Origin of the sequence: Paenibacillus septentrionalis, assembly GCF_042659865.1 — a bacterium.
Classification (GTDB): Bacteria; Bacillota; Bacilli; order Paenibacillales; family Paenibacillaceae; genus Pristimantibacillus; species Pristimantibacillus septentrionalis.
On the sequence record NZ_JBHSTE010000001.1, the window covers coordinates 657293 to 677983 of the forward strand.

Genomic DNA, 20691 nt, shown 5'->3' on the forward strand with positions numbered 1-20691 from the left:
CCTACAAATTATTTGAAAAACAGATAATTGCAGCCGCTCTGTCTTCAACCAAATAAGGCATGCAGACGCTTTGCACGGTGACATAGCCCCCTTGCTTATGCTTAATTCGATACGTTATTTCTTTGGGCTGTTTGCTGCTAAGCACTTCAACGATAAAATGATTCACCCGCTTCACATCATCCGGGTGAATCATGTCGTAGCCTTTTTTACCGATCAATTCCTCTGCCGCAAACCCGATCACCTTCGAATGATTTGGACACAGATAAATAAACTCACCGTTCATATCCAAGCAGCATAGCAGTACATATTTATTATAAAAACGATCTGCCATCAGCAAGTCCGCATAATTCGTTAGCATTTTTCTAATGATTTTATTGAGATCAACTTTAATAACAGCATCGCTTTGTTCTACATTCATTCGTTTTAAGTACTCATACGTTACTTTTGTTTCCTTCGACATGCATGAACTCCCCCTGATTCTAGTTGCGAGTCCCAGCTGTTTTTCTGCAGGTTAATTGCATGTAATTCAACCAACTAAAAAAGTATTCGTCCCTAAGCGGTACGAATACTAATAATATGAATCGAACGGACTTACCCCAAATTTTAATAGCATCTGATATAGTAAATTTAAAGGTAGTCCCATAATGCTGTAAAAGTCACCTTCAATTCTCTCTATAAAAACAGAGCCGATACCCTGAACACCGTATGAACCGGCTTTATCCAATGGCTCGCCTGTCCGAATGTAGGCCTGAATTTCTTCTTCACTTAGCGATTTAAAAGTTACTTTGCTACAGCTATACCCGATAATACACTCCAGTGAGTCATTATGGTGCTGAATTCGGTACTGCCCTATATCACCAAGCGGTATGATTGGAAGTCTATCATGATCATCAGAATGGTTAAGTATGTTTTCATCCACAGCGATGTGCTGGAGAACTACACCCGTATAGACATGATGACTACGACCACTCAGTTTTCTTAATGTAGCTGCCGCATCTTCATGTGATATTGGCTTGCCCAATATTTGATCCTCAAGCACAACAATTGTGTCAGCAGCCAAAATTAGAGCATTGTTCGAAGGCAATGCCTGTGGAGCTTCTCCATTCTTGATCGCTTGAGCAACAGCCCTTGCCTTCGCCAAGCTAAGCTGTTCAACAGCCTCATCTGGCTGCCATGCTGAATGAATATGCTCATCTACATCTATAGAAAAAACAGAAACCGGAACAGGAAGGTCAAGCAAAGCGACCAATTCCTTCCGGCGTGGTGATGACGATGCCAATATTAACTGGTGTATATGAGAAGAGGTATAAGTTTGAGTCGCTTTGCGCATGTGTTCATTCTCCCTTAACGATCATGTTTACAACTTACGATACCACCAGATTGCCGCAATCATACCAATAATGCTGAGCAAGCTGACATTTATGTGCAGCGACAAATCAAGTGCAATAACATGAAAATCAAAGGATGGCGACCAGCTAGTCGTAATTGCATTGGTCAAAAAGGATAGACCTGGAACAGCCTCCAGCCAATATGAAACTAATGATCCCGCCAACAATCCAAGCAAAACGAGCAGAAAAAGCGTCCATTTGTTTTTCTTCATTGGTCCAGTCCTCTCTGTATGCGTTCTACATTTACATATTATACGCACCACGTCAGAACCTGACAATGAGTTTTCTTACTCAAACCACTCTTTTTGAATAAGTACAGATTTTACAAGGGCGGACTGCACCTTCCATAGGTAGTTGGACCTAGGCTGCTCCTGATAGCCTTGCAGCTGCTTGTCTGCCTCGATCAGCTGCTCCTTGAGTGCCTGCGCATGCTGATTATCCTCTGAGCTCGCCCACTTAGGTTCAATGGCATCAGCAAGCTTTAACCATTGTTCATGAGAAGCTTGCCAAGAGCGCTGAGCCGCTTCACCTATTGCACTAAAGCTTGTTTGCTCAAGCTGCGCTGTCACTAGATCAGCATACATCGCAATAAGCGTATTGGCTTCGTTCACATATTGCTCCAGCTGGTCAGCCTCACCGAGAAATGGCATCTGTGACGGTAAAGTAACCGTTAGCTCCTTGCGATACGTTTCAACCCCTTTAATACCGCTTTGAACAGGAGCTGCATTGGTCGGTGAAGTAGCAACGCCTGCATAAACAAAGTAACGATCACTGTCGTCCTTAATAAAATGACCTTCATAGCCCGCATGACTTAACGTAGCAAGCACCTCATCCCGAGTTTTCTCCAGGGTAAACACACCTGCCTGCAACACCTGATAGCTATAATGTGCACCATCAAGCTGCAAGCCTGCTACAGCCGGTTGAGACGACTCAGACGACTGCACGGGCAATGTTGCGAGCTGTTCCTCAGCTTGCTCATTCGTGTTGGGTTTTATTTCATGAACAGCATTTTGCCCAGACGCTGCTGACTTGTTCAGACTAGAGAATGGCCACACTGACATTCCAAACACAAGCGAAAGCAACAAGTAGCCTATGCACACACCCGTTACAATCGCACTCGCAACAGAAACCGCTCCATTTACCCAGGTAAATGTCTGGCGTCTGTCAGATCTGCGCGGTGTCTCCTCTATCATATCAGGTTCGAAATTTTTTGTCCTTGAGCTGAAATTCCGTTCCAGCAGTTCATCTTCATATTGATCCAGCTCATAGAGCCTCTGCTGCTCGCGCTCACCATAACTGATGGACTGCGCTGCAGCTTTAGTTGTAGTTGGAACCATCGATGGTTCTACATACCGCTGCTGCTCATGCGAATCATGGCCATTTCCTGCATATGTAGAACTATCCGTATCTTTCATTAGATGCGATTGATGTTCCAACATATTTTGACTCATATCCTCTGCATGATCCGCCTTATGAAACGTGTCTGACAGCGTAGCAGATGCCTTCAGATCAAAAGTATCCTCTACCGCATTCTGAGGGCTCACCTCATCGCTCAAGACAGATGCTGCCTCGCTTCCATTGCTTTCACGAATAAGTCGCTCAAGCTTGTCATAATCAAGCTCATATTCAACTAAGTGTGAAGGCTCTGTTAATGAAACATCCTCTCTAGCATCCTCAGCTTGGTGCTCTATCAAAGTCTCAGGCTGTTCAACAACTGACGGTTCAATACTAGAATCAGCTTCACGAGCAGGCAGTACTTCATCTATTTTATTGCCTCGGCGATCAAATCGATACGTTATACGATTGCTTTTCGTCACGATGCTCACTCCTTTTCATCTATCACACTATCATTCTATGAATCGCAGGTTTCAAATATGATAGAAAAAATAGATAGAAATACAAAAAAGACCTTTTCTCATTCACTTTGATGAATGAGAAAAGGTCTTTCGCCCTTATGCCTCTACTGCTGTTGTATAAAGGCACCTAGCTCATGCGATACCTTCCAGATATCGCCCGCGCCCATTGTAATGACAATATCGCCTGGTGAGATCGTTTGCTTAAGCTGCTCCAGCACCAGTTCCTTTGTCGGAATATAGGCAACATTTTGCTGCCCACTTGCGGCAATCAATTCAACCAGCTTTTGTGAAGAAACACCTTCAATCGCGGTCTCTCCTGCCGGTGAATATATATCAGTAATGATTACCTGATCCGCTTCTGGAAAGGCTTTGCTGAATTCATCCAATAAAAAATAAGTACGCGTAAAACGCTGTGGCTGAAATACAGCAGTAATTTTTTTTCCTGTAGCTTTAGCGGCTCGGATCGTAGCTGAGATTTCTGTAGGATGATGCGCATAGTCGTCTACCACCAGCATATCATTTGTATCAGCCAGCACCTGAAAACGGCGCTTAGCACCTTCAAACTTCTTAATCGCATCACGAATGGCTTCTACGTCAACGCCCGCCTCAATGGCCGATATAATGGTTGCCATTGCATTGTAAACGTTGTGAAGACCTGGCACAGAAAGCTTAAATGTACCTAGTGATTGCTGTTTATAGCTCAATTCAAAGCTTACACAGCGATCACCTTCCTCGATTGAAGATGCCACATAATCGGCTTGCTGATCAATTCCATACGTAATTAGCTGCGTCTGCTGTAATGCATGATCCGTATAAACCGTTGGCAGCAGCTCTCTTACATTGGCGTCATCCAAGCAAACGATTGCTTTACCCTCTGGCTTTACTTGCTTTAAAAATTGAACATATGCTTTTTTAATATTTTCGAAATCTCCATCATAATTTTCCAAATGGTCCGCTTCAATATTCGTAACAACTGCAATCGATGGATGATATTGCAGGAAGGACCCGTCACTTTCATCTGCCTCCGCTACCAAATAAGCTCCTTTTCCTGCCTTTGCATTGGTGCCAAGATTAACAATCTCTCCGCCAATAATGTAGGTAGGATCCTGATTCGTTAGCTCCATGACAAGCGCGATCATGGATGACGTTGTCGTTTTTCCGTGTGCGCCTGCCACTGCAATGCCGTTGGTTGCATTGAGAAGCTTGGCTAGCATTTCTGAGCGATGAAGGACTGGAATTCCGGCTTGCTTCGCTGCCACCAGCTCTTCATTATCAGCATTAACCGCCGTAGAATAAACGACGAGTGTAGCGCCATCAATATGTGATGCATCATGCCCAAGCTTCACAATTGCGCCTTGTTCAGCAAGCTTTTTGGATAAAGCTGATTGTGCTACATCAGACCCCGTTACCTTATAGCCCATTTCCAAAACGACCTTGGCGATAGCACTCATACCATACCCGCCAATACCGATGAAATGAACTTGTTCATTTGCTTTCAAAGAGAATTCACCAGCCTTTTTCTGCATCCTTGTTGTGTAGCATATACGAGCGCACGTCTCCTATCAAATACAATGTACCAGTAACTACTGCAAGATCTGATTCCTTCGTTGCTTCAAGTAATCGTTCTAGCGCCTTTTTCCAGTCTTTTTCAACAATAATGTTGGGAAAGGACGTTAATGCAAGCTCTTGCACAAGATCCTCAACTAAGACACGTAGCTGCTCAGCGTCTTTAGCCATTCGATAATTAGGCTCTGTAAGTATTAGTGTATCCACTAATGGTAATATATGCTTCAAAGTGTCACGGTGATTCTTATTCTCGATCATTCCCATAACAAGATGCAATTTTTCATACTTAAACGTTGTAGAGAGGGCTTGCGCAAGCACTTCTGCTCCTTCGGGATTATGCGCCCCATCAAGCAGCAAACGAGGCTGGTCGCTAATTTGCTCCAGACGTCCAGGCCAGGTAGTTTCCTTCATTGCCTCAAGTAAATCCTCATCATCTATAACTAAAGCAAAATATTGACGAAGCACTTCAATCGTCATAAGCGCTACTGCAGCATTTTGTCGTTGATGTGCGCCCTTCATCGTAATCGTCACTTCTTCAATATTACGGAAAATCCCTTCAAAACGGAATTGCTGCTCGTGTTCATCTACATAAAGCGGCATCTGATCAAACTGCTTCTGATACTGATATAATGTACTCTTTTTGTCCTTGGCAACATCGGTAATGACACGAAGCGCCTCAGGCTGAGTCACACCTACCACGACGGGAGTGCCCGCTTTAATAATGCCTGCTTTTTCATACGCGATCGCTTCCAGCGTATCGCCTAGCTTATCCATATGATCATGACCGATATTCGTAATGACAGATACAACAGGATTTACAATATTGGTCACATCGAGACGTCCGCCAAGCCCAGTTTCCCATACTACGTAATCAGGATAAGTTACTGTTCCGTAGTACAAAATCGCAATTAGTACAGTAACCTCGAACATCGTAGGGGAACCCAGCTCTGTCTGAGCCATTTCCTCTACGAACGGCCGTACCTTATTGGCAAGCTGCAGCAGAACTTCCTCTTCTATATCTTGACCATTATATTGCATGCGATTCGTAAACTTCGTAATATATGGCGAAGTAAATGTTCCTACATCATATCCACCCTTGAGCAGAACATGCGAAAGGTAAGAGCATACCGAGCCCTTACCATTCGTGCCTGCAACATGGATAAAACGCAATCTGCGATGTGGATTGTCAAGTGACTGCAACAATTGCTCAATACGTTCTAAGCCAGGACGTATGCCGAACGGAATTAGTCCATTAATCCATTCGACAGCCTCTGAATAGGACTGCATAGCAGCGACATCTTGAAGTTTGCTCATATCCATTCTTCCTCTCTTCCTGCGATAGTTTAACCGCGAAGCTCAGCAATACGTTGAACAACCTTGTCACGCTTTTCAGCATAATCCTTCATTTTTCCACGTTCTTCTTCAATTACTTTTTCAGGTGCCTTTGCAACAAAGCCTTGATTAGCAAGCTTTTTCTCAACACGCTCAACCTCTTTATTCAAATGCTCCAGCTCTTTTTCAAGACGAGCGATTTCTTGACCAATATCAAGCAGACCAGCAAGCGGCAAATAAAGCTCAGCACCTGTTACAATCGCAGACATAGCCTTATCCGGCGCTGCCATATCGATTGCAATTTCCAAGGAGGAAGTTCCGCAGAAGCGCTGAATAAACTCTTCATTGGACGACAGGATGGCATATTCCGCTTCTCCTGATGGCTTAACAAGCAGCTCAACCTTTTTGCTCATCGGAACATTCACTTCAGCACGAATGTTGCGAATCGCACGAATCATTTCCATCAGCAGCTCCATTTCCGTAACAGCTTGTGGAGCAGCAAGCGACTCCTCATACACCGGCCAAGGAGCAAGTGTAATTGTTTCGCCTTGATGAGGAAGGTGCTGCCAAATTTCCTCAGAAATAAATGGCATGAACGGATGAATCAAACGCTGCGTACGATCGAGCACGTAAGCAAGAACGGATTGCGTTGCTTTTTTAGCCGCTTCATCTGTTCCATACAAACTAAGCTTCGAAAATTCGATATACCAATCGCACAGATCATCCCAAATGAAATTGTATAACAAGCGTCCTGTCTCGCCAAAGTCATAGCTATCCATCAAGCGAGTGACATCACGCACCGTTTCATTCAAGCGATGCAAAATCCATCGGTCAGCTGTGCCCAGCTTGCCGTTTAGATCTATATCCTCATACTTGAAGCCTTCAAGATTCATCAAGGCAAAGCGAGATGCGTTCCAGATCTTGTTGGCGAAGTTGCGCGCCTGCTCAACCTTCTCATAGCGGAAACGCAAATCCTGTCCTGGCGTGCTGCCTGTCGAGATCATAAAGCGCATCGCATCAGCGCCATATTGTTCAATAACTTCAAGCGGATCTACACCGTTGCCAAGCGACTTGGACATTTTTTGTCCATCCTTATCGCGTACAAGACCATGCATCAGTACGTCCTTAAACGGAATTTCATCCGTAAACTCAAGAGCAGTAAAGATCATGCGAGCAACCCAGAAGTAGATAATATCGTAACCTGTTACAAGAACATTAGTAGGATAGTAACGCTTTAGATCCTCTGTTTGCTCAGGCCAGCCGAGTGTAGAGAACGGCCATAGCGCAGAGCTGAACCATGTATCCAAAACGTCATTGTCCTGACGAAGATTCGGATCATTCTGATCCTCACGTGATACAATCAGCTCTCCAGTTTCGTCATTGTACCAGGCTGGAATACGATGCCCCCACCATAGCTGACGGGAAATACACCAATCGCGTACATTTTCAATCCAGTTGAGATATGTTTTCTCAAATCGTTCAGGCACAAAATGTGCGCCTTTTCCGGATTTTTGAGCAGCAATCGCAGCTTCTGCCAGCGGCTTCATCGCTACAAACCATTGTGTGGACAAGTACGGCTCTACTACTGCGCCGCTGCGCTCACTGTGGCCAACCTGATGAACATGATCCTCAATCAACACACATACGCCTTGCTCCTGCAAATCAGCAACAAGTTGCTTGCGGCAATCAAAGCGATCCATCCCTTTATATGGACCCGCTTCTTCATTCATCGTGCCCGTTTCATCCATCACAATAATTTGCGGCAACTGATGACGCTCGCCCACTTCAAAGTCATTCGGGTCATGGGCAGGCGTAATTTTTACCGCGCCAGATCCGAAATCCTTCTCTACATATTCATCTGCAATAATCGGAATCTCACGGTTCACAATCGGAAGCACGAGCATTTCACCGATCAAATGCTTGTAGCGCTCATCCTCGGGGTGCACTGCAACCGCTGTATCGCCAAGCATCGTTTCAGGACGCGTCGTTGCAACCGTAATATAACCGGAACCGTTTTTCAACGGATAACGCAAATGATACAGATGTCCGTTAAGCTCCTTATATTCTACTTCAATGTCAGAAAGTGCCGTTCTCGCAGCAGGATCCCAGTTAATAATTTTTTTGCCGCGATAGATCAAGCCTTTTTCATATAAACGTACGAACACTTCGCGTACAGCTTTAGAAAGGCCTTCATCCAGCGTAAAGCGCTCACGGGAGTAATCAAGCGACAATCCCATTTTCGCCCATTGCTCGCGAATCGTGTTCGCATATTGATCCTTCCATTCCCATACCTGCTCAAGAAACTTTTCCCGTCCTAGATCATGACGAGAGACGCCTTGCTCGCGCAGCTTCTGTTCAACCTTCGTCTGAGTAGCAATTCCCGCATGATCCGTACCAGGCAGCCATAACGCATCATAGCCCTGCATACGCTTTGTACGGATAATAATATCCTGCAGCGTAAAATCAAGCGCATGACCAATATGGAGCATGCCTGTTACGTTAGGCGGTGGGATTACAATTGTAAACGGCTCAGCATCCTTACGCTGACCAGCTTGAAAGAAGTTGTTGCTAGTCCAATATTCATACCATTTTTGTTCAGCAGCCTTTGGATCATACGTCGTAGGCATGCTTGGTTTAGACTCTGACATGTTTTCATCCTCCATACGAAAATTATGCAATAAAAAAGCCTTTCATCCTTAAAAAGGACGAAAGGCTATTCTTCCGTGGTACCACCTTCATTCCACACAACGAATTTCCGTCGTATGGCACTTCATACAGATAACGGCTGTTGCCGGCCGCACCTACTTCCAGCATCATAGCTGAGTTCAGCTTGGCAATTCAGAGGCGACCCATATACTTGTTATCCTGTAGAACCTCTCAGCGAACAGCTCTACTCTCTGAAGGCAACAATTGTATATTATTCCTCATCAACATTATTAGACATATACTAATATAATAACGCATGATGAGGAACTAGTCAATTTATAACAAGTAGGTACTTTAAGAACTTAAGATGGAATGTAAAGCAGTTGTCCCTCTGTGATCGCAGATTCATGCAGGTTGTTGCGAACAAGCAAATCACGCGGGCTAATGCTGTAACGTGATGCGATTTCCTCCAACGTGTCATTCTTCTGTACAATAATCATACGAATCCGCTTAAATTCATTTTGCTCTGGACGCTTGCTTAAAAACAGCTGCTGCCACTCAATATCGTCATCTATTGTCTGCTTGGCTGCTGCTTCAGCCTGCTGACGGTCTTCCTCCTGCTTTTGCAGAGTTGCTGCCTGCTGAGCAGCCTGCTCCCTCAAGCTGGAATTCAATATCGTACGTATTCCTTGTGTTTCGTTTTCATCTTGCTTCCCATTAAGCGCTATATGAAGCTCACGTTCAGCAGCAGGAGACTCAGGCGCTTGCTGCTCCTCTTGTTCTTGCTCCGAATCGACAGCTTCTTCGTGAGCTTCTTCCTGATCGGCATCCTGTTCATCTCGCGCAGGTTCATCGTTAGCTGATGCTTCATCTTGCTGTTCGGCTTGTTCTGCTTCTACGGGCTCCCATGCACTCCACTGCTCCTGCTGTTCTGTCTCACTCACAGCTGCTGCACTTGATTGCTCTTGAGCTTCGATACGCTCAGGCTCCTCTTGCTGTACTGCTTCAAGCGACTCTTCTAATGCTGATTGTTCATGCCAGCTTATAGCACTGTCAGCTGCAATTTGCTCTTCCTCTTGTTCAGCCTGCTGACGATCTGGATAGCTTAGCTCCTCTTCAGAAACAGCTGGCTCTTGAGGCGCTCCATACTTTTGCTCAATAAACTGGACGAAGCTCGACTGATCAGTTGCTTGCCCCCACTGGCTCACTTGTCCGTTATCCTGTTCAGCACGGTACAGCTCCTCCTGCTGATACAATTCAGAAGACGACTGCTCGCCTTGAGTATGATCATGATGTAAGTATGAATTGGCAGCGGACACGAATTCTGAGTAATTTTGAGCAAGCTGACCCTGTTGGGCATCCCCTGATTGATCTCTATAGAGCTGGACTTCATCCTGCCCTTCAAACTGCTGAGGCTCATATTGCTGCTCGTCGTTTTGCTCCTCATATCCGTAGCGTGCCTCATATTGACCTGCAAACGCCTCCTGCTGTTCGCCATACTGCTGTGCACCATACTGTTCAGCTGACACAAACTGCTGTCCATTATCCTGTTGCTCATTCTGCGCCTCATAACCGTAGCGCGCCTCGTATTGACTAGCAAAAGCCTCTTGCTGCTCGCCATATTGCTGTGCATACGCATCCTGCTGGCTATCAAATTGGCCTGAATCCTGAGCCGCATACTCACCGTCTTCACCGAGTGAATGAGAAGCAGTAAAGGCCTCCATATTCCAGCTGTCACTTTCCTCTTCCTGTTCAAGCGAGATGCCGCGCAGCGATAGGATGCCGGTTAAGTTCAGTGCTCGCGATGAAAGCAGCACGACATCAAACGTATCAATATCAACTGTAATTTCATCAAGCCTCGTTACACGATTCATCGGAAGTGTAATTTCCACTGGAATCCAATGCTCAAGTGCAACTTGCTCGTCCCCCGCTCCTTGAGCTCGATAAATACCGTTCAATACAAGCTGACCCTGTAAAACCGCATTTTCACCCTGATCTATTACTTGAATCCGAGGTACTAGCTCAATTTCCTCCAGCTCATCAATGGCCGCTACATTTTCTGGTAAATGCACACGCTCATAAATATCAAATCGAAGTCCATTAGACACGATAAAGCCTCCCTTCACAATAATGAATGCTTGTTTTACATAAGCTTTCACTATCTATCTATATGGTGAAGGGAGGCTATGTTATGACTAACTTTTTGTAATATACGCTTTAATTTCCGCATACCATTGAGGCGGATTTGATTCAATGACCATGTTCTTTCCTGTTACTGGATGAGTAAAGGTCAAGCTGGCTCCATGAAGTGCTTGATGACTAAGCAGCTCTGTGTTGCCGCCATACAAATAATCGCCTACGAGCGGGTGTCGAATATGACTCATATGCACACGAATTTGATGCGTACGTCCTGTTTCAAGAGAAAGCTTGACAACAGAGTACAGATCTCCGCTTTCAACAACCTCGTAGTGCGTAACCGCGTGCTCGCCCTTGGGTGTAACCAGTCTGCGCTTTGGCTGATGACGGTCTTTGCCAATCGGCTCGCGGATAACGCCTTTTTTCGGCTGGACCTTGCCATGAACGATTGCCAAGTATTGACGTTCAATTTCTTTATTGCGCATTTCTTCATCCAGACGCTGCTGAGCCAGTTCGTTTTTCGCATACAACACAGGACCTGACGTATCATCATCCAGCCGATGAATATGTCGCACGATAATCGGATCGTTGCTACGAAGCATATGGACCGCAACTGCGACATCAAGACTGTTGCGCTGCCCCTTGTTGGCGCCATGAACAGGCATGCCAGCAGGCTTGTTCGCAACAAGCAGGTGGTCATCCTCGTACAAGATCTCCAAGCGCGGAGCGCCGACCTTAGCCTCCGTTTGCGCTGCTCGGTAATCGGCATCCTGTTCGAGATCAGCATATGTATAGGCAAGTAAGTGCAGGTCTTCTCCTACGAAGCGAATGCCCCCTACTGAAAAAATTCGGTTCAGCCACTTAGCTGGAAAAATCGAGCATGCAAGCAGCCACTGCCGTACAAGATGTGGATGGCTGCCAGCCTTTGGCTGATATTGCGCTTGCTCTTTCGTTAGCCGCTCACTCAAAGCTGTATAATTCAATACGAGATCCGTGCCTTCACGCGTGAGCAATCCTTCTAACATCGCATTCACCTCAACAATTATGATAGCTGTGACAATGCATAGCCTTGAGCAGCAATCGTTTGCTCTATATCTTCGTCGCTATGCACAATAGACAGAAACAGTCCTTCAAATTGTGAAGGAGGAACACTAACGCCTTGATCAAGCATATGAGCAAAATAACTTGTAAAGTACGCTAAATTAGATGTTTTTGCCGTTTCAAAATTAATGACCTGCTCATCTGTAAAGAACGGACATACCATCGAACCTACTCGATTAACCGTCAGCGGAACACCATACTTGCGAGCGTTAGCCTCGAAGCCCTGCTGCAAGCGCGCTGCCTTAACCTCAAGCTCCGCATAAGCCTCCTTGGTCATCAGCTTTAACGTCGTATAGCCTGCAGCCATCGCAAGCGGATTTCCAGATAGCGTGCCCGCTTGATATATTGGACCACTTGGAGCAATCTGCTCCATAATGTCCGCCCGACCGCCATAAGCGCCTACAGGAAGACCGCCGCCAATTACTTTACCGAAGCAAGTCAAATCAGGCGTCACACCGAATCTACCTTGTGCACATGCATAATCCACGCGGAAGCCTGTCATAACCTCATCGAAAATCAACAAGCTGCCATATTGCGTAGTCAGCTCTCGCAAGCCCTCCAAGAAGCCAGGAAGCGGAGGCACTACCCCCATATTTCCTGCAATCGGCTCGACAATGACACAGGCAAGCTCCTCGCCGTAGCGCTCGAATGCGAGCTTCACACTTTCAAAATCGTTGTAAGGAACAGTAATCGTGTTTTGCGCGACTGATTCAGGTACGCCCGGAGAATCTGGCAATCCTAATGTAGCAACTCCCGATCCAGCCTTGATCAGCAGACTGTCTGCATGTCCATGATAAGAGCCTTCAAACTTCAATATTTTCGAACGCTTCGTATAGCCGCGCGCCAGTCGCAATGCGCTCATCGTTGCTTCCGTACCGGAGTTGACCATGCGAACGATATCTACAGATGGAACACGCTCAATAACAAGCTCAGCCATAAGCGTTTCAAGCTCTGTCGGAGCACCAAAGCTGGTTCCTTTAGCCGCAGTTTCCTGGAGCGCCTGCACAACCTCAGGATGCGCGTGACCAGCAATTAGCGGCCCCCAGGACAGGATGTAGTCAATATAGCTGTTGCCATCGATATCATAGATTCGGCTGCCTGCACCACGTTCAACATATACGGGAGTCAAGCCAACAGATTTGTATGCACGAACCGGGCTGTTCACACCACCAGGAATAACCTTTTTTGCACGTTCAAAAGCTTGCTTGGATAATGTATCAATACGTTTTGTCATATTACGCCTCCTCCTTCAACCATCTTGCAGCATCCTTGGCATGATACGTAATGATCAACTGTGCGCCAGCTCGCTTCATGCCAAGCAGCGTCTCAAGCACAATCGCCTTCTCGTCTACCCATCCGTTTGCAGCAGCTGCCTTCACCATCGAATACTCAGCGCTAACGTTGTAGGCAACAACAGGCAAATCAAACTGATCTACCAGTGTACGTACAATGTCCAGATATGCAAGCGCAGGCTTAACCATCAAGAAATCTGCACCTTCCTCAACATCACTTTCTGCTTCGCGCAGCGCTTCAATCGCATTGGCAGGGTCCATTTGATACGTTTTGCGGTCGCCAAACTGCGGAGCGGAATGTGCTGCATCACGGAAAGGTCCATAAAAGGCTGAGGCGTACTTCACAGAGTAAGCCATAATCGCAATATCCGAGAAGCCCGCTTCATCCAGTCCTTGACGGATTGCCGCTACATAGCCATCCATCATGTTGGAAGGAGCGATAATATCAGCACCAGCCTTCGCTTGCGACACCGCTGTTTTCACCAATAGCTGCAACGATTCATCATTGTTAATGTCTGCAACACCTGTTGATTCGTTCATATGAATGACGCCGCAATGACCGTGATCGGTAAACTGACACAGACAAGTATCTGCAATCACGACAAGCTGCGGTGCCCATTGCTTGATCGCAGCAATTGCCTGCTGAACAATCTCTTGATCATCGTAAGCGGAGCTGCCTACTGCATCCTTGTAGCTCGGAACCCCAAAAATAAGCACCGATTTGATCCCTAAGGACACAACCTCTTCTATTTCAAGCTTCAATTGGTCCATCGATAAATGATAGACGCCCGGCATTGATGGAATTTGCTCTCTTACACCTTCGCCATGCGTTACAAATATCGGATAAATAAAGTCTTCAACCCGTACAGCATGCTCTCGCAGCATGCTTCTCAAAGACGCAGAACGGCGTAGTCTGCGATTGCGTGTAATTGGAAATGTCATCTCACTTCTCCTCCTGTTTCATTCGCTGTGAGGCATTGTAGCCTGCCAGAGCCGCTGTCAGCGATTCAATTGTCGCTTCTTCCGCTTCAATCGTAACGTTCATTCCATAGCTTCTAATGGTTTCCGATGTTATAGGTCCAATGCTGGCGATTGGCATTTGTGATAGCAATTCAACTGGATTCTCAATGCCTGAACGCTCCAGCACTGTTATCAAATTGTGAACGGTCGAGGAGCTTGTAAAAGTAAGCATATGAATATGCTTCTCCTTTAACCATTCAATGACTATAGGCTCCTGCTGATCGGCTACGATCGTTTCATATACGCTGATCTCATCAGCTTGAATGCCTTTTTCCCGAAGCTGATCTGGCAATACAGAACGTGCCAAATCACCTCGCGGCAGAAGCACGCTTTCTCCTGGCTGCACCACATTGCCAAGGGCCTCCACCAATCCTTCCGCATCATAGCGAGAAGCTTGCAGATCAACCGTTAATCCGCGCTGCTGGAGCGCTTCAGCCGTTTTTGGTCCAACCGCTGCAATTCGAGCACGGTGGAAACGCCGTATGTCAATGCCGTGTTCAATGAGCTGTTCATAAAAAAACTCGACGCCATTCACACTTGTGAAGGCAAGCCAGTTGTATTGTTCAGCCTGCTTTAGACAAAAAGAGATGAGTCTCAACTGATTTTCTTCTGAAGGCTTGCGAACCTCAATAACCGGAAATTCGCAAGGCTCGCCACCTAGCGTTTCGATCAGCTCTGCAAACTCACTTGCTTGAGCACGTGCGCGAGTAACGAGTACACGCATGCCAAACAGCGGCATTTGTTCATACCATTGCAGTTCTTCACGCTGCTTCACTACATCACCTACAATAATAATGGCAGGCGATTCAAACTTATTCACCCGTACAAGCTCGGCAATCGTACCAAGCGTGCCTACCAGCGTCTTCTGTTCGGGTGTTGTCCCCCAGCGCACAAGCGCAACCGGTGTGTCTGCACTTCGTCCATGTTGCATCAGCTGTTTCGAAATATAATCAATTTTGGCAACGCCCATCAAAAAAAGAAGGGTTCCTGTCGCATTGGTTACCTTATCCCAATAAATAGATCGGTCCAGCTTTTCAGGGCTCTCATGACCAGTAATGATCGATAGAGACGATGCATGATCACGATGCGTAACAGGAATGCCTGCGTAAGCAGGAACCGAAATCGCTGACGTAATCCCTGGGACAATTTCATACTGAATGCCATGTTGCCTTAACAAGCCGGCTTCCTCGCCTACGCGTCCGAAGATGGTAGGGTCCCCGCCCTTTAATCGTGTAACAACATGACCTTCAAGTGCCAAATCAACGAGCAGCTGGTTTATCTCCTCCTGCTTCATCGTATGACGATCAGGCAGCTTGCCAACATAAACACGCTTTACATCAGGACGCGCATAACGCAGCAATCTGGGACTTGCAAGTCGATCATACACAATGGCTGTACATTCTTTAATACACTGCATACCTCGAACCGTAATCAAGCGCGGATCACCCGGACCAGCGCCAACCAAAAATACTTTCCCCATTTTCATCGCTATCCCTCAATCTTTGCTAGTATGTCGCGCGCTCCATCATCAAGCAATTGACGAGCTACCTCTATCCCTAATTGAACTGGATCTGTTCCTTGCTGTACCGATTTCAACAACGTCGCGCCATCGGGAGATCCGACAATCCCTGTAAGCTCCAGTACTTCCTTGGAGTCAACGCGCTCCACAATCGTAGCATGAGCGCCAATAGGCACCTGGCAGCCGCCCTGAAGCGTCCCAAGGAAGCTTCGCTCGGCAGCAACGGTTACCTCAGAGTCGTGGTCATTCAGCAGTGCAAGCAGCTCCATAACAGACTTGTCGCTACTGCGGCATTGTACGCCTAGCGCCCCTTGTCCTACAGCCGGCACACATACGTCAGCAGGCAGAAGTGTCGATATTTTATGCTCCCAGCCCATACGTGCCAAACCTGCTGCAGCGAGCACGATCGCATCAAAGCCTTCTGTTTCCAGCTTTCGTATTCTTGAATCAATATTGCCGCGAATCCACTGGATATCAAGATCAGGACGCGCATATTTCAATTGACTGCTGCGGCGCAGGCTGCTCGTTCCGACTTTGGCGCCCTGCGGCAAATCCTCGAAGGAATATCCATCCTTTAATACAAGACAATCCTGGGGCGTTAGACGCTTTGGCACTGCCCCAATTGCAAGTCCTTCCGGCAGCTCATAAGGCATGTCCTTCATGCTGTGAATGGCCAGATCGATATCGCTATTCAGCAGCGCCTGCTCGATTTCCTTAACGAACAACCCTTTGCCGCCCACTTTAGAAAGCGTCACATCAAGAATGCGATCCCCTTTTGTAACGATTTTATGAATCTCAAAGCTATACGGCAGCTGATGCTCCTTGCATAGCTCCTCAAGCTGTCTGATGACTTGACCAGTTTGCGTAAGCGCCAGCTGACTCTGACGCGTTCCAACCTTTATTACTCTAGCTTCCATCTTCTGTATCCTCACCTTCATCCAGTACAATTCTATCCAGCAACGCTGCAGCCCATTGTTCAACCTGCGCCTCTTCTACATCTGACGCTTCGTTTGCCGCGAGACGAAGCAGACGCTGGCGCTGCTGCTCGGTTAGTTTGCTCTGCAAAACTTTCTCGCGAAGCTGCTTCATGAGTCGCAGCGCTTTTTCATATTTTGGCAAAAAATTGCTCTCCAGCTCCTGTTTCATATGTCTCGCAAGGCTGGGACTGACCCCAGCAGAAGAAACTGCTGTTATTAGCTCACCATGTCGTGCCACAGCAGGTGTAAGAAAGCTTCCCTGCTGTCCATCACTTACATTACAAACCAGTATATCGTACTTCATAGCCTCATTGCTAATACGGGCATTCAACTGCACATCGCTTGTCGCGGCAAAAACAAGGGTGTAGTCTCTCAGCGTATCAAGTTCAGCCTGCTTCGCTACCCAACCGATACGACCGCTTTCCAGCAAGCGCTGAAGCTCTTCACATAAATGAGGTGCAATGACTTGAATAGACGATGCTCCGCCAGCAAGCAGTCCGTTAACCTTTCGTGCTGCTATACTACCTCCGCCAATTACAGCAATACGCTGTCGTTCAAGCTTCAGCATAATTGGATAATAACCTGTCATATAACCGCCTCTTTTACACTAATGGAAGGACGAATATTCGCCCGATAGCATGTTAATAATTTGGATCGCATAAGCAAGGAGATACAGCCTGGCAATTTCATAACCCGGTTTCTTGTGTACAGCTCGCTGATAGATGAAATAACCGTATACCGCTAACGCTAAAATACTCATCAGGATCTGAACATCAAACAGCAGCATCGTCTTGCCTTCCAGCAGTATCGGAATTAACGCAATTGCAAGCGACATGACCAGCAGCGGAAACCCGAAAATAACCATACGTTCCATTGTGCTCGCGATCACCTCGAGACTAGGGAAACGACGCAGCCACCTAATCCCTTTCTTCCGCTTCAATGAATAATGAACAATGAGATACATGATGGCAAGCAGCGCTCCAACTGTAAGAATCGCATACGCGCTTATGACCAGACTGATATGTACATACAATAGCTCACGTGTCGCATGCCACATATCTAACGTATTGCCCTCAGTAGAGCTGCTATATATATTTAAGGCAAACAGTGAAAAGCCAATGATATTTACAAAAAACACAATTAGCTCAATTTTATAAAATCGGCTAATGATAAAAGAAAGTGTGATCATGATCCAAGAAAACAGCTGCATCAAGTCGACATTCGTAAATGCAAAAGCAGGCGCTTGCAGCTCTGAAAAAAATCGGATAATTAAAAATCCGCCGGACAGCATCCATACAAAAACAAGCAGCCCTGTGCCTAGCTGCTTCGCTCTTCGATTTTCATAAATAAAATCCGAAAAGTAAAACAACAGACTCAGGGCATATATATAGACAACGGTGTCATATATCCACAATTCCCAATTCATCTTTGCACCACCCTGCGTTCTACTTCAATGTGTATGTTCGAAACTTGAGGGCACTAACATTCGAAAGGCTATGAACGTACCAATGCTGCCAGTTTTTTCGCAGAGCGAACAATCGCTTTACGCTCAGGCGCGGCGTTTTGAGCTTCCTTCATATCTTGTCCACTTGCTAGCTCAGCAAGCTCCTCTTCCAGATCAAACAGCTGGGTGAATAAAGCCATCGCCTCATCAGCCCTTTTTTCCCCCGCCATCTCCTTAATCCGTTCAACAGGCTCTTGAATCATTTGATTCACCATGCTTTTTGTTAGCTTGCGAATTACTTTCAACTCCTGATCGGTCAAATCAGGCAGCTTTTTCGTCAAGCTATCCATCGTTGATTCATGCACGTCAGCAGCCTTGCTGTGCAATGCTCGGATAAGAGGCACAACGCCTAATGTCTGATACCAGCTGACAAATTGCTCAATCTCTTCCTTAATCATGGCTTCGATCTTAATTGCTTCTTGCTTGCGCTGCGCTAGATTGCTTTCCACAATATCCTTCAAATCATCAATATCATACAGAAATACGTTGTCGATATCTGCAATGCTAGGATCAAAATCACGAGGTACAGCAATATCAATCATGAACAGCGGCTTGTTGCGACGCTTTCTCATTAGCGACTCGACATCTGCTCTCGTTAGAATGTACTGCTTCGATGCGGTTGAGCTAATCATGATATCCGCCTGCTCAAGCGCCGACTGCGCCTGTTCAAACGTGTAGGCAACACCGCTAAATTGTGCAGCTACCTCCTGTGCCTTTTCCAGTGTCCGGTTGACTACCTGAATCTTGGTAGCTCCATTGCTGTGAAGATGCTTGGCTGTCAGCTCTCCTGTTTCACCTGCACCAAACACAAATACATTTTTATCGTTAAAGCTGCCGAAGATATGTTTGCCCAGCTCTACTGCAGCATAGCTGACAGAGACAGCCAGCTCACCGATTTTCGTTTCGGAATGCGCTCGTTTTGCGAGTGTAACAGCCTGCTTGAACAGCATGTTAAATATTTTGCCCGTAGTTTTCAGGCTTTGCGCCGTTAAAAATGCTGAGCGAACTTGTCCTAATATTTGCGTCTCGCCAATAATCATAGAGTCCAGACCGCTAGCAACCTTGAAAAGATGCTCGATTGCCTGCTGATCCTCGTACATATATAAATGGCTCGTAAATTGCTCACGCGGCAACCCAAACCATTGCTCCATAAACCATCGCACATCATGACCGCATATTTGCGGACGCTCCACTACAGCATAAATTTCCGTACGGTTGCACGTAGCGACAATCACACACTCCATAATGCTCATTGTTGCCTTTAATTTAGTTAGGGCGTCACTGAATTGTTCTTCGGCAAGAGCAAAGCGCTCACGAACCTCTACGGGTGAAGTACGATAGTTCAAGCCAACAACGACAATATGCATGGTGATCTCCTTTCTACAACTAACTATCCAATAAGTGATCGTTCTCTACTTAATAATAATTCTAATTATAGCATAAATCTAAATCTACAATACGAATACTTTTGACTAATATTTGAAATATGGCACTTCTAGATGCTGCTAAAACTTGAAATTTAAAGAAATAACCATAGACAGTTTGCCTATGGTTATAACGATATATACATAGATATACTTTTTTTAGTTAAACAAGCTCGATACGCTTTAATTCAGGCTCAACTACTTTTAATTCACCCATACCACGAACTAGCTTTTTCGCATGAGCAGATGTCGGTTTTAATACAGCTAGCATGTAATCGATCGCAAGCTGAGGATCTACAGTTTCTCCACACGTATAACAATCAAGTGCCGCGAAACCTTTCTCAGGATACGTATGAATTGAGAGATGACTCTCTGACAACAGTACAAGTACTGTAGCGCCTTGAGGTTCAAACTGCTTCGATTGAACAGATAGTACCGTAGCTCCACAAGCTTCTGCAGCCTCCACCATATGAGATTGCAGCGCCTCTGCGCTATTTAGTAAATCAAAATCAACACCCCATGCATCAACAGCAACGTGTCTTCCGAAAGTAGAATATTCCATCCTTCGGTTCCCCCTTCCTAGGAATAAAATGTTTTACAAATTTCATCCGCTAGGACCTACGTCATTCACTTCTCGAGGGATTAATCTCTCGCAACATTACTATGTCCTGAGTGAATCCTGGTTCCTAATTTTGAACAACCTAATGTGTAATTCAACGAGAATAAAAATAACATCTTATGACGATAAATGCAACTGTTTTTTTAGGAGCAGGCTTGCTTTGAACTATCGTCTCTCCAATTTACTCACGATTACGCCGGATTGCTACTTATTTCTAAAAATTTAATTTTTATTTACCTAATTTTTCTTGCCCCGATTCATAGGCATTTCACAAAAAAAAGGAGCAGGCTCAGCCCGCTCCATTCGCATAA

17 protein-coding genes and 1 other annotated feature are annotated in these 20691 nt (G+C 45.9%); all 17 genes read right to left on the reverse strand.

Annotated elements, in window-relative coordinates; translation table 11 throughout:
• Position 1: 1 nt before the first annotated feature.
• Positions 2-460: a PAS domain-containing protein gene (locus ACFP56_RS03060; RefSeq protein WP_379230986.1), complete on the reverse strand. Its 459-nt coding sequence runs from the start codon at positions 458-460 to the stop codon at positions 2-4.
• A gap of 108 nt (positions 461-568) precedes the next feature.
• Positions 569-1330 (reverse strand): Maf family protein, encoded by a 762-nt coding sequence (locus ACFP56_RS03065; protein ID WP_379230988.1) that lies wholly within the window; start codon positions 1328-1330, stop codon positions 569-571.
• Between the two features lie 27 nt (positions 1331-1357).
• Complete coding sequence (locus ACFP56_RS03070; RefSeq protein WP_379230990.1) at positions 1358-1600, reverse strand: DUF4321 domain-containing protein; 243 nt, start codon at positions 1598-1600, stop codon at positions 1358-1360.
• Positions 1601-1675: 75 nt separating this feature from the next.
• Positions 1676-3205, reverse strand: a complete 1530-nt coding sequence (locus ACFP56_RS03075; RefSeq protein ID WP_379230992.1) for a hypothetical protein — start codon at positions 3203-3205, stop codon at positions 1676-1678.
• A 143-nt stretch (positions 3206-3348) separates the two neighbouring features.
• Positions 3349-4743: a UDP-N-acetylmuramate--L-alanine ligase gene (gene murC, locus ACFP56_RS03080; protein WP_379230994.1), complete on the reverse strand. Its 1395-nt coding sequence runs from the start codon at positions 4741-4743 to the stop codon at positions 3349-3351.
• A gap of 7 nt (positions 4744-4750) precedes the next feature.
• Positions 4751-6124: a bifunctional folylpolyglutamate synthase/dihydrofolate synthase gene (locus ACFP56_RS03085; RefSeq protein WP_379230996.1), complete on the reverse strand. Its 1374-nt coding sequence runs from the start codon at positions 6122-6124 to the stop codon at positions 4751-4753.
• Between the two features lie 29 nt (positions 6125-6153).
• Entirely contained in the window at positions 6154-8790 is a 2637-nt protein-coding gene (locus tag ACFP56_RS03090) for a valine--tRNA ligase (RefSeq protein ID WP_379230998.1), read from the reverse strand.
• Positions 8791-8840: 50 nt separating this feature from the next.
• Positions 8841-9082: a binding site (T-box leader), on the reverse strand.
• 68 nt (positions 9083-9150) lie between these two features.
• Positions 9151-10896 carry a LysM peptidoglycan-binding domain-containing protein gene (locus tag ACFP56_RS03095; protein ID WP_379231000.1) on the reverse strand — a complete coding sequence of 582 codons (1746 nt, stop codon included), beginning with the start codon at positions 10894-10896 and terminating at the stop codon, positions 9151-9153.
• Between the two features lie 87 nt (positions 10897-10983).
• The gene (locus ACFP56_RS03100) at positions 10984-11949 is read right to left on the reverse strand and encodes an RluA family pseudouridine synthase (RefSeq protein ID WP_379231002.1); all 966 of its coding nucleotides are present in this window, start codon (positions 11947-11949) and stop codon (positions 10984-10986) included.
• A 17-nt stretch (positions 11950-11966) separates the two neighbouring features.
• Complete coding sequence (hemL, locus tag ACFP56_RS03105) at positions 11967-13259, reverse strand: glutamate-1-semialdehyde 2,1-aminomutase (RefSeq protein ID WP_379231004.1); 1293 nt, start codon at positions 13257-13259, stop codon at positions 11967-11969.
• A gap of 1 nt (position 13260) precedes the next feature.
• The gene (gene hemB / locus ACFP56_RS03110; RefSeq protein WP_379231006.1) at positions 13261-14259 is read right to left on the reverse strand and encodes a porphobilinogen synthase; all 999 of its coding nucleotides are present in this window, start codon (positions 14257-14259) and stop codon (positions 13261-13263) included.
• Between the two features lies 1 nt (position 14260).
• Complete coding sequence (cobA, locus tag ACFP56_RS03115; RefSeq protein ID WP_379231008.1) at positions 14261-15823, reverse strand: uroporphyrinogen-III C-methyltransferase; 1563 nt, start codon at positions 15821-15823, stop codon at positions 14261-14263.
• Positions 15824-15825: 2 nt separating this feature from the next.
• Positions 15826-16773 (reverse strand): hydroxymethylbilane synthase, encoded by a 948-nt coding sequence (gene hemC / locus ACFP56_RS03120; RefSeq protein ID WP_379231010.1) that lies wholly within the window; start codon positions 16771-16773, stop codon positions 15826-15828.
• The gene (locus tag ACFP56_RS03125) at positions 16763-17422 is read right to left on the reverse strand and encodes a precorrin-2 dehydrogenase/sirohydrochlorin ferrochelatase family protein (protein ID WP_379231012.1); all 660 of its coding nucleotides are present in this window, start codon (positions 17420-17422) and stop codon (positions 16763-16765) included. Before ACFP56_RS03125 ends, hemC begins: the two co-directional genes overlap by 11 nt.
• 18 nt (positions 17423-17440) lie before the next feature.
• Complete coding sequence (gene ccsA / locus ACFP56_RS03130; protein ID WP_379231014.1) at positions 17441-18259, reverse strand: cytochrome c biogenesis protein CcsA; 819 nt, start codon at positions 18257-18259, stop codon at positions 17441-17443.
• 68 nt (positions 18260-18327) lie between these two features.
• The gene (hemA, locus tag ACFP56_RS03135; RefSeq protein WP_379231017.1) at positions 18328-19704 is read right to left on the reverse strand and encodes a glutamyl-tRNA reductase; all 1377 of its coding nucleotides are present in this window, start codon (positions 19702-19704) and stop codon (positions 18328-18330) included.
• Positions 19705-19924: 220 nt separating this feature from the next.
• Entirely contained in the window at positions 19925-20323 is a 399-nt protein-coding gene (speD, locus tag ACFP56_RS03140) for an adenosylmethionine decarboxylase (RefSeq protein ID WP_379231019.1), read from the reverse strand.
• Positions 20324-20691 lie beyond the last annotated feature (368 nt).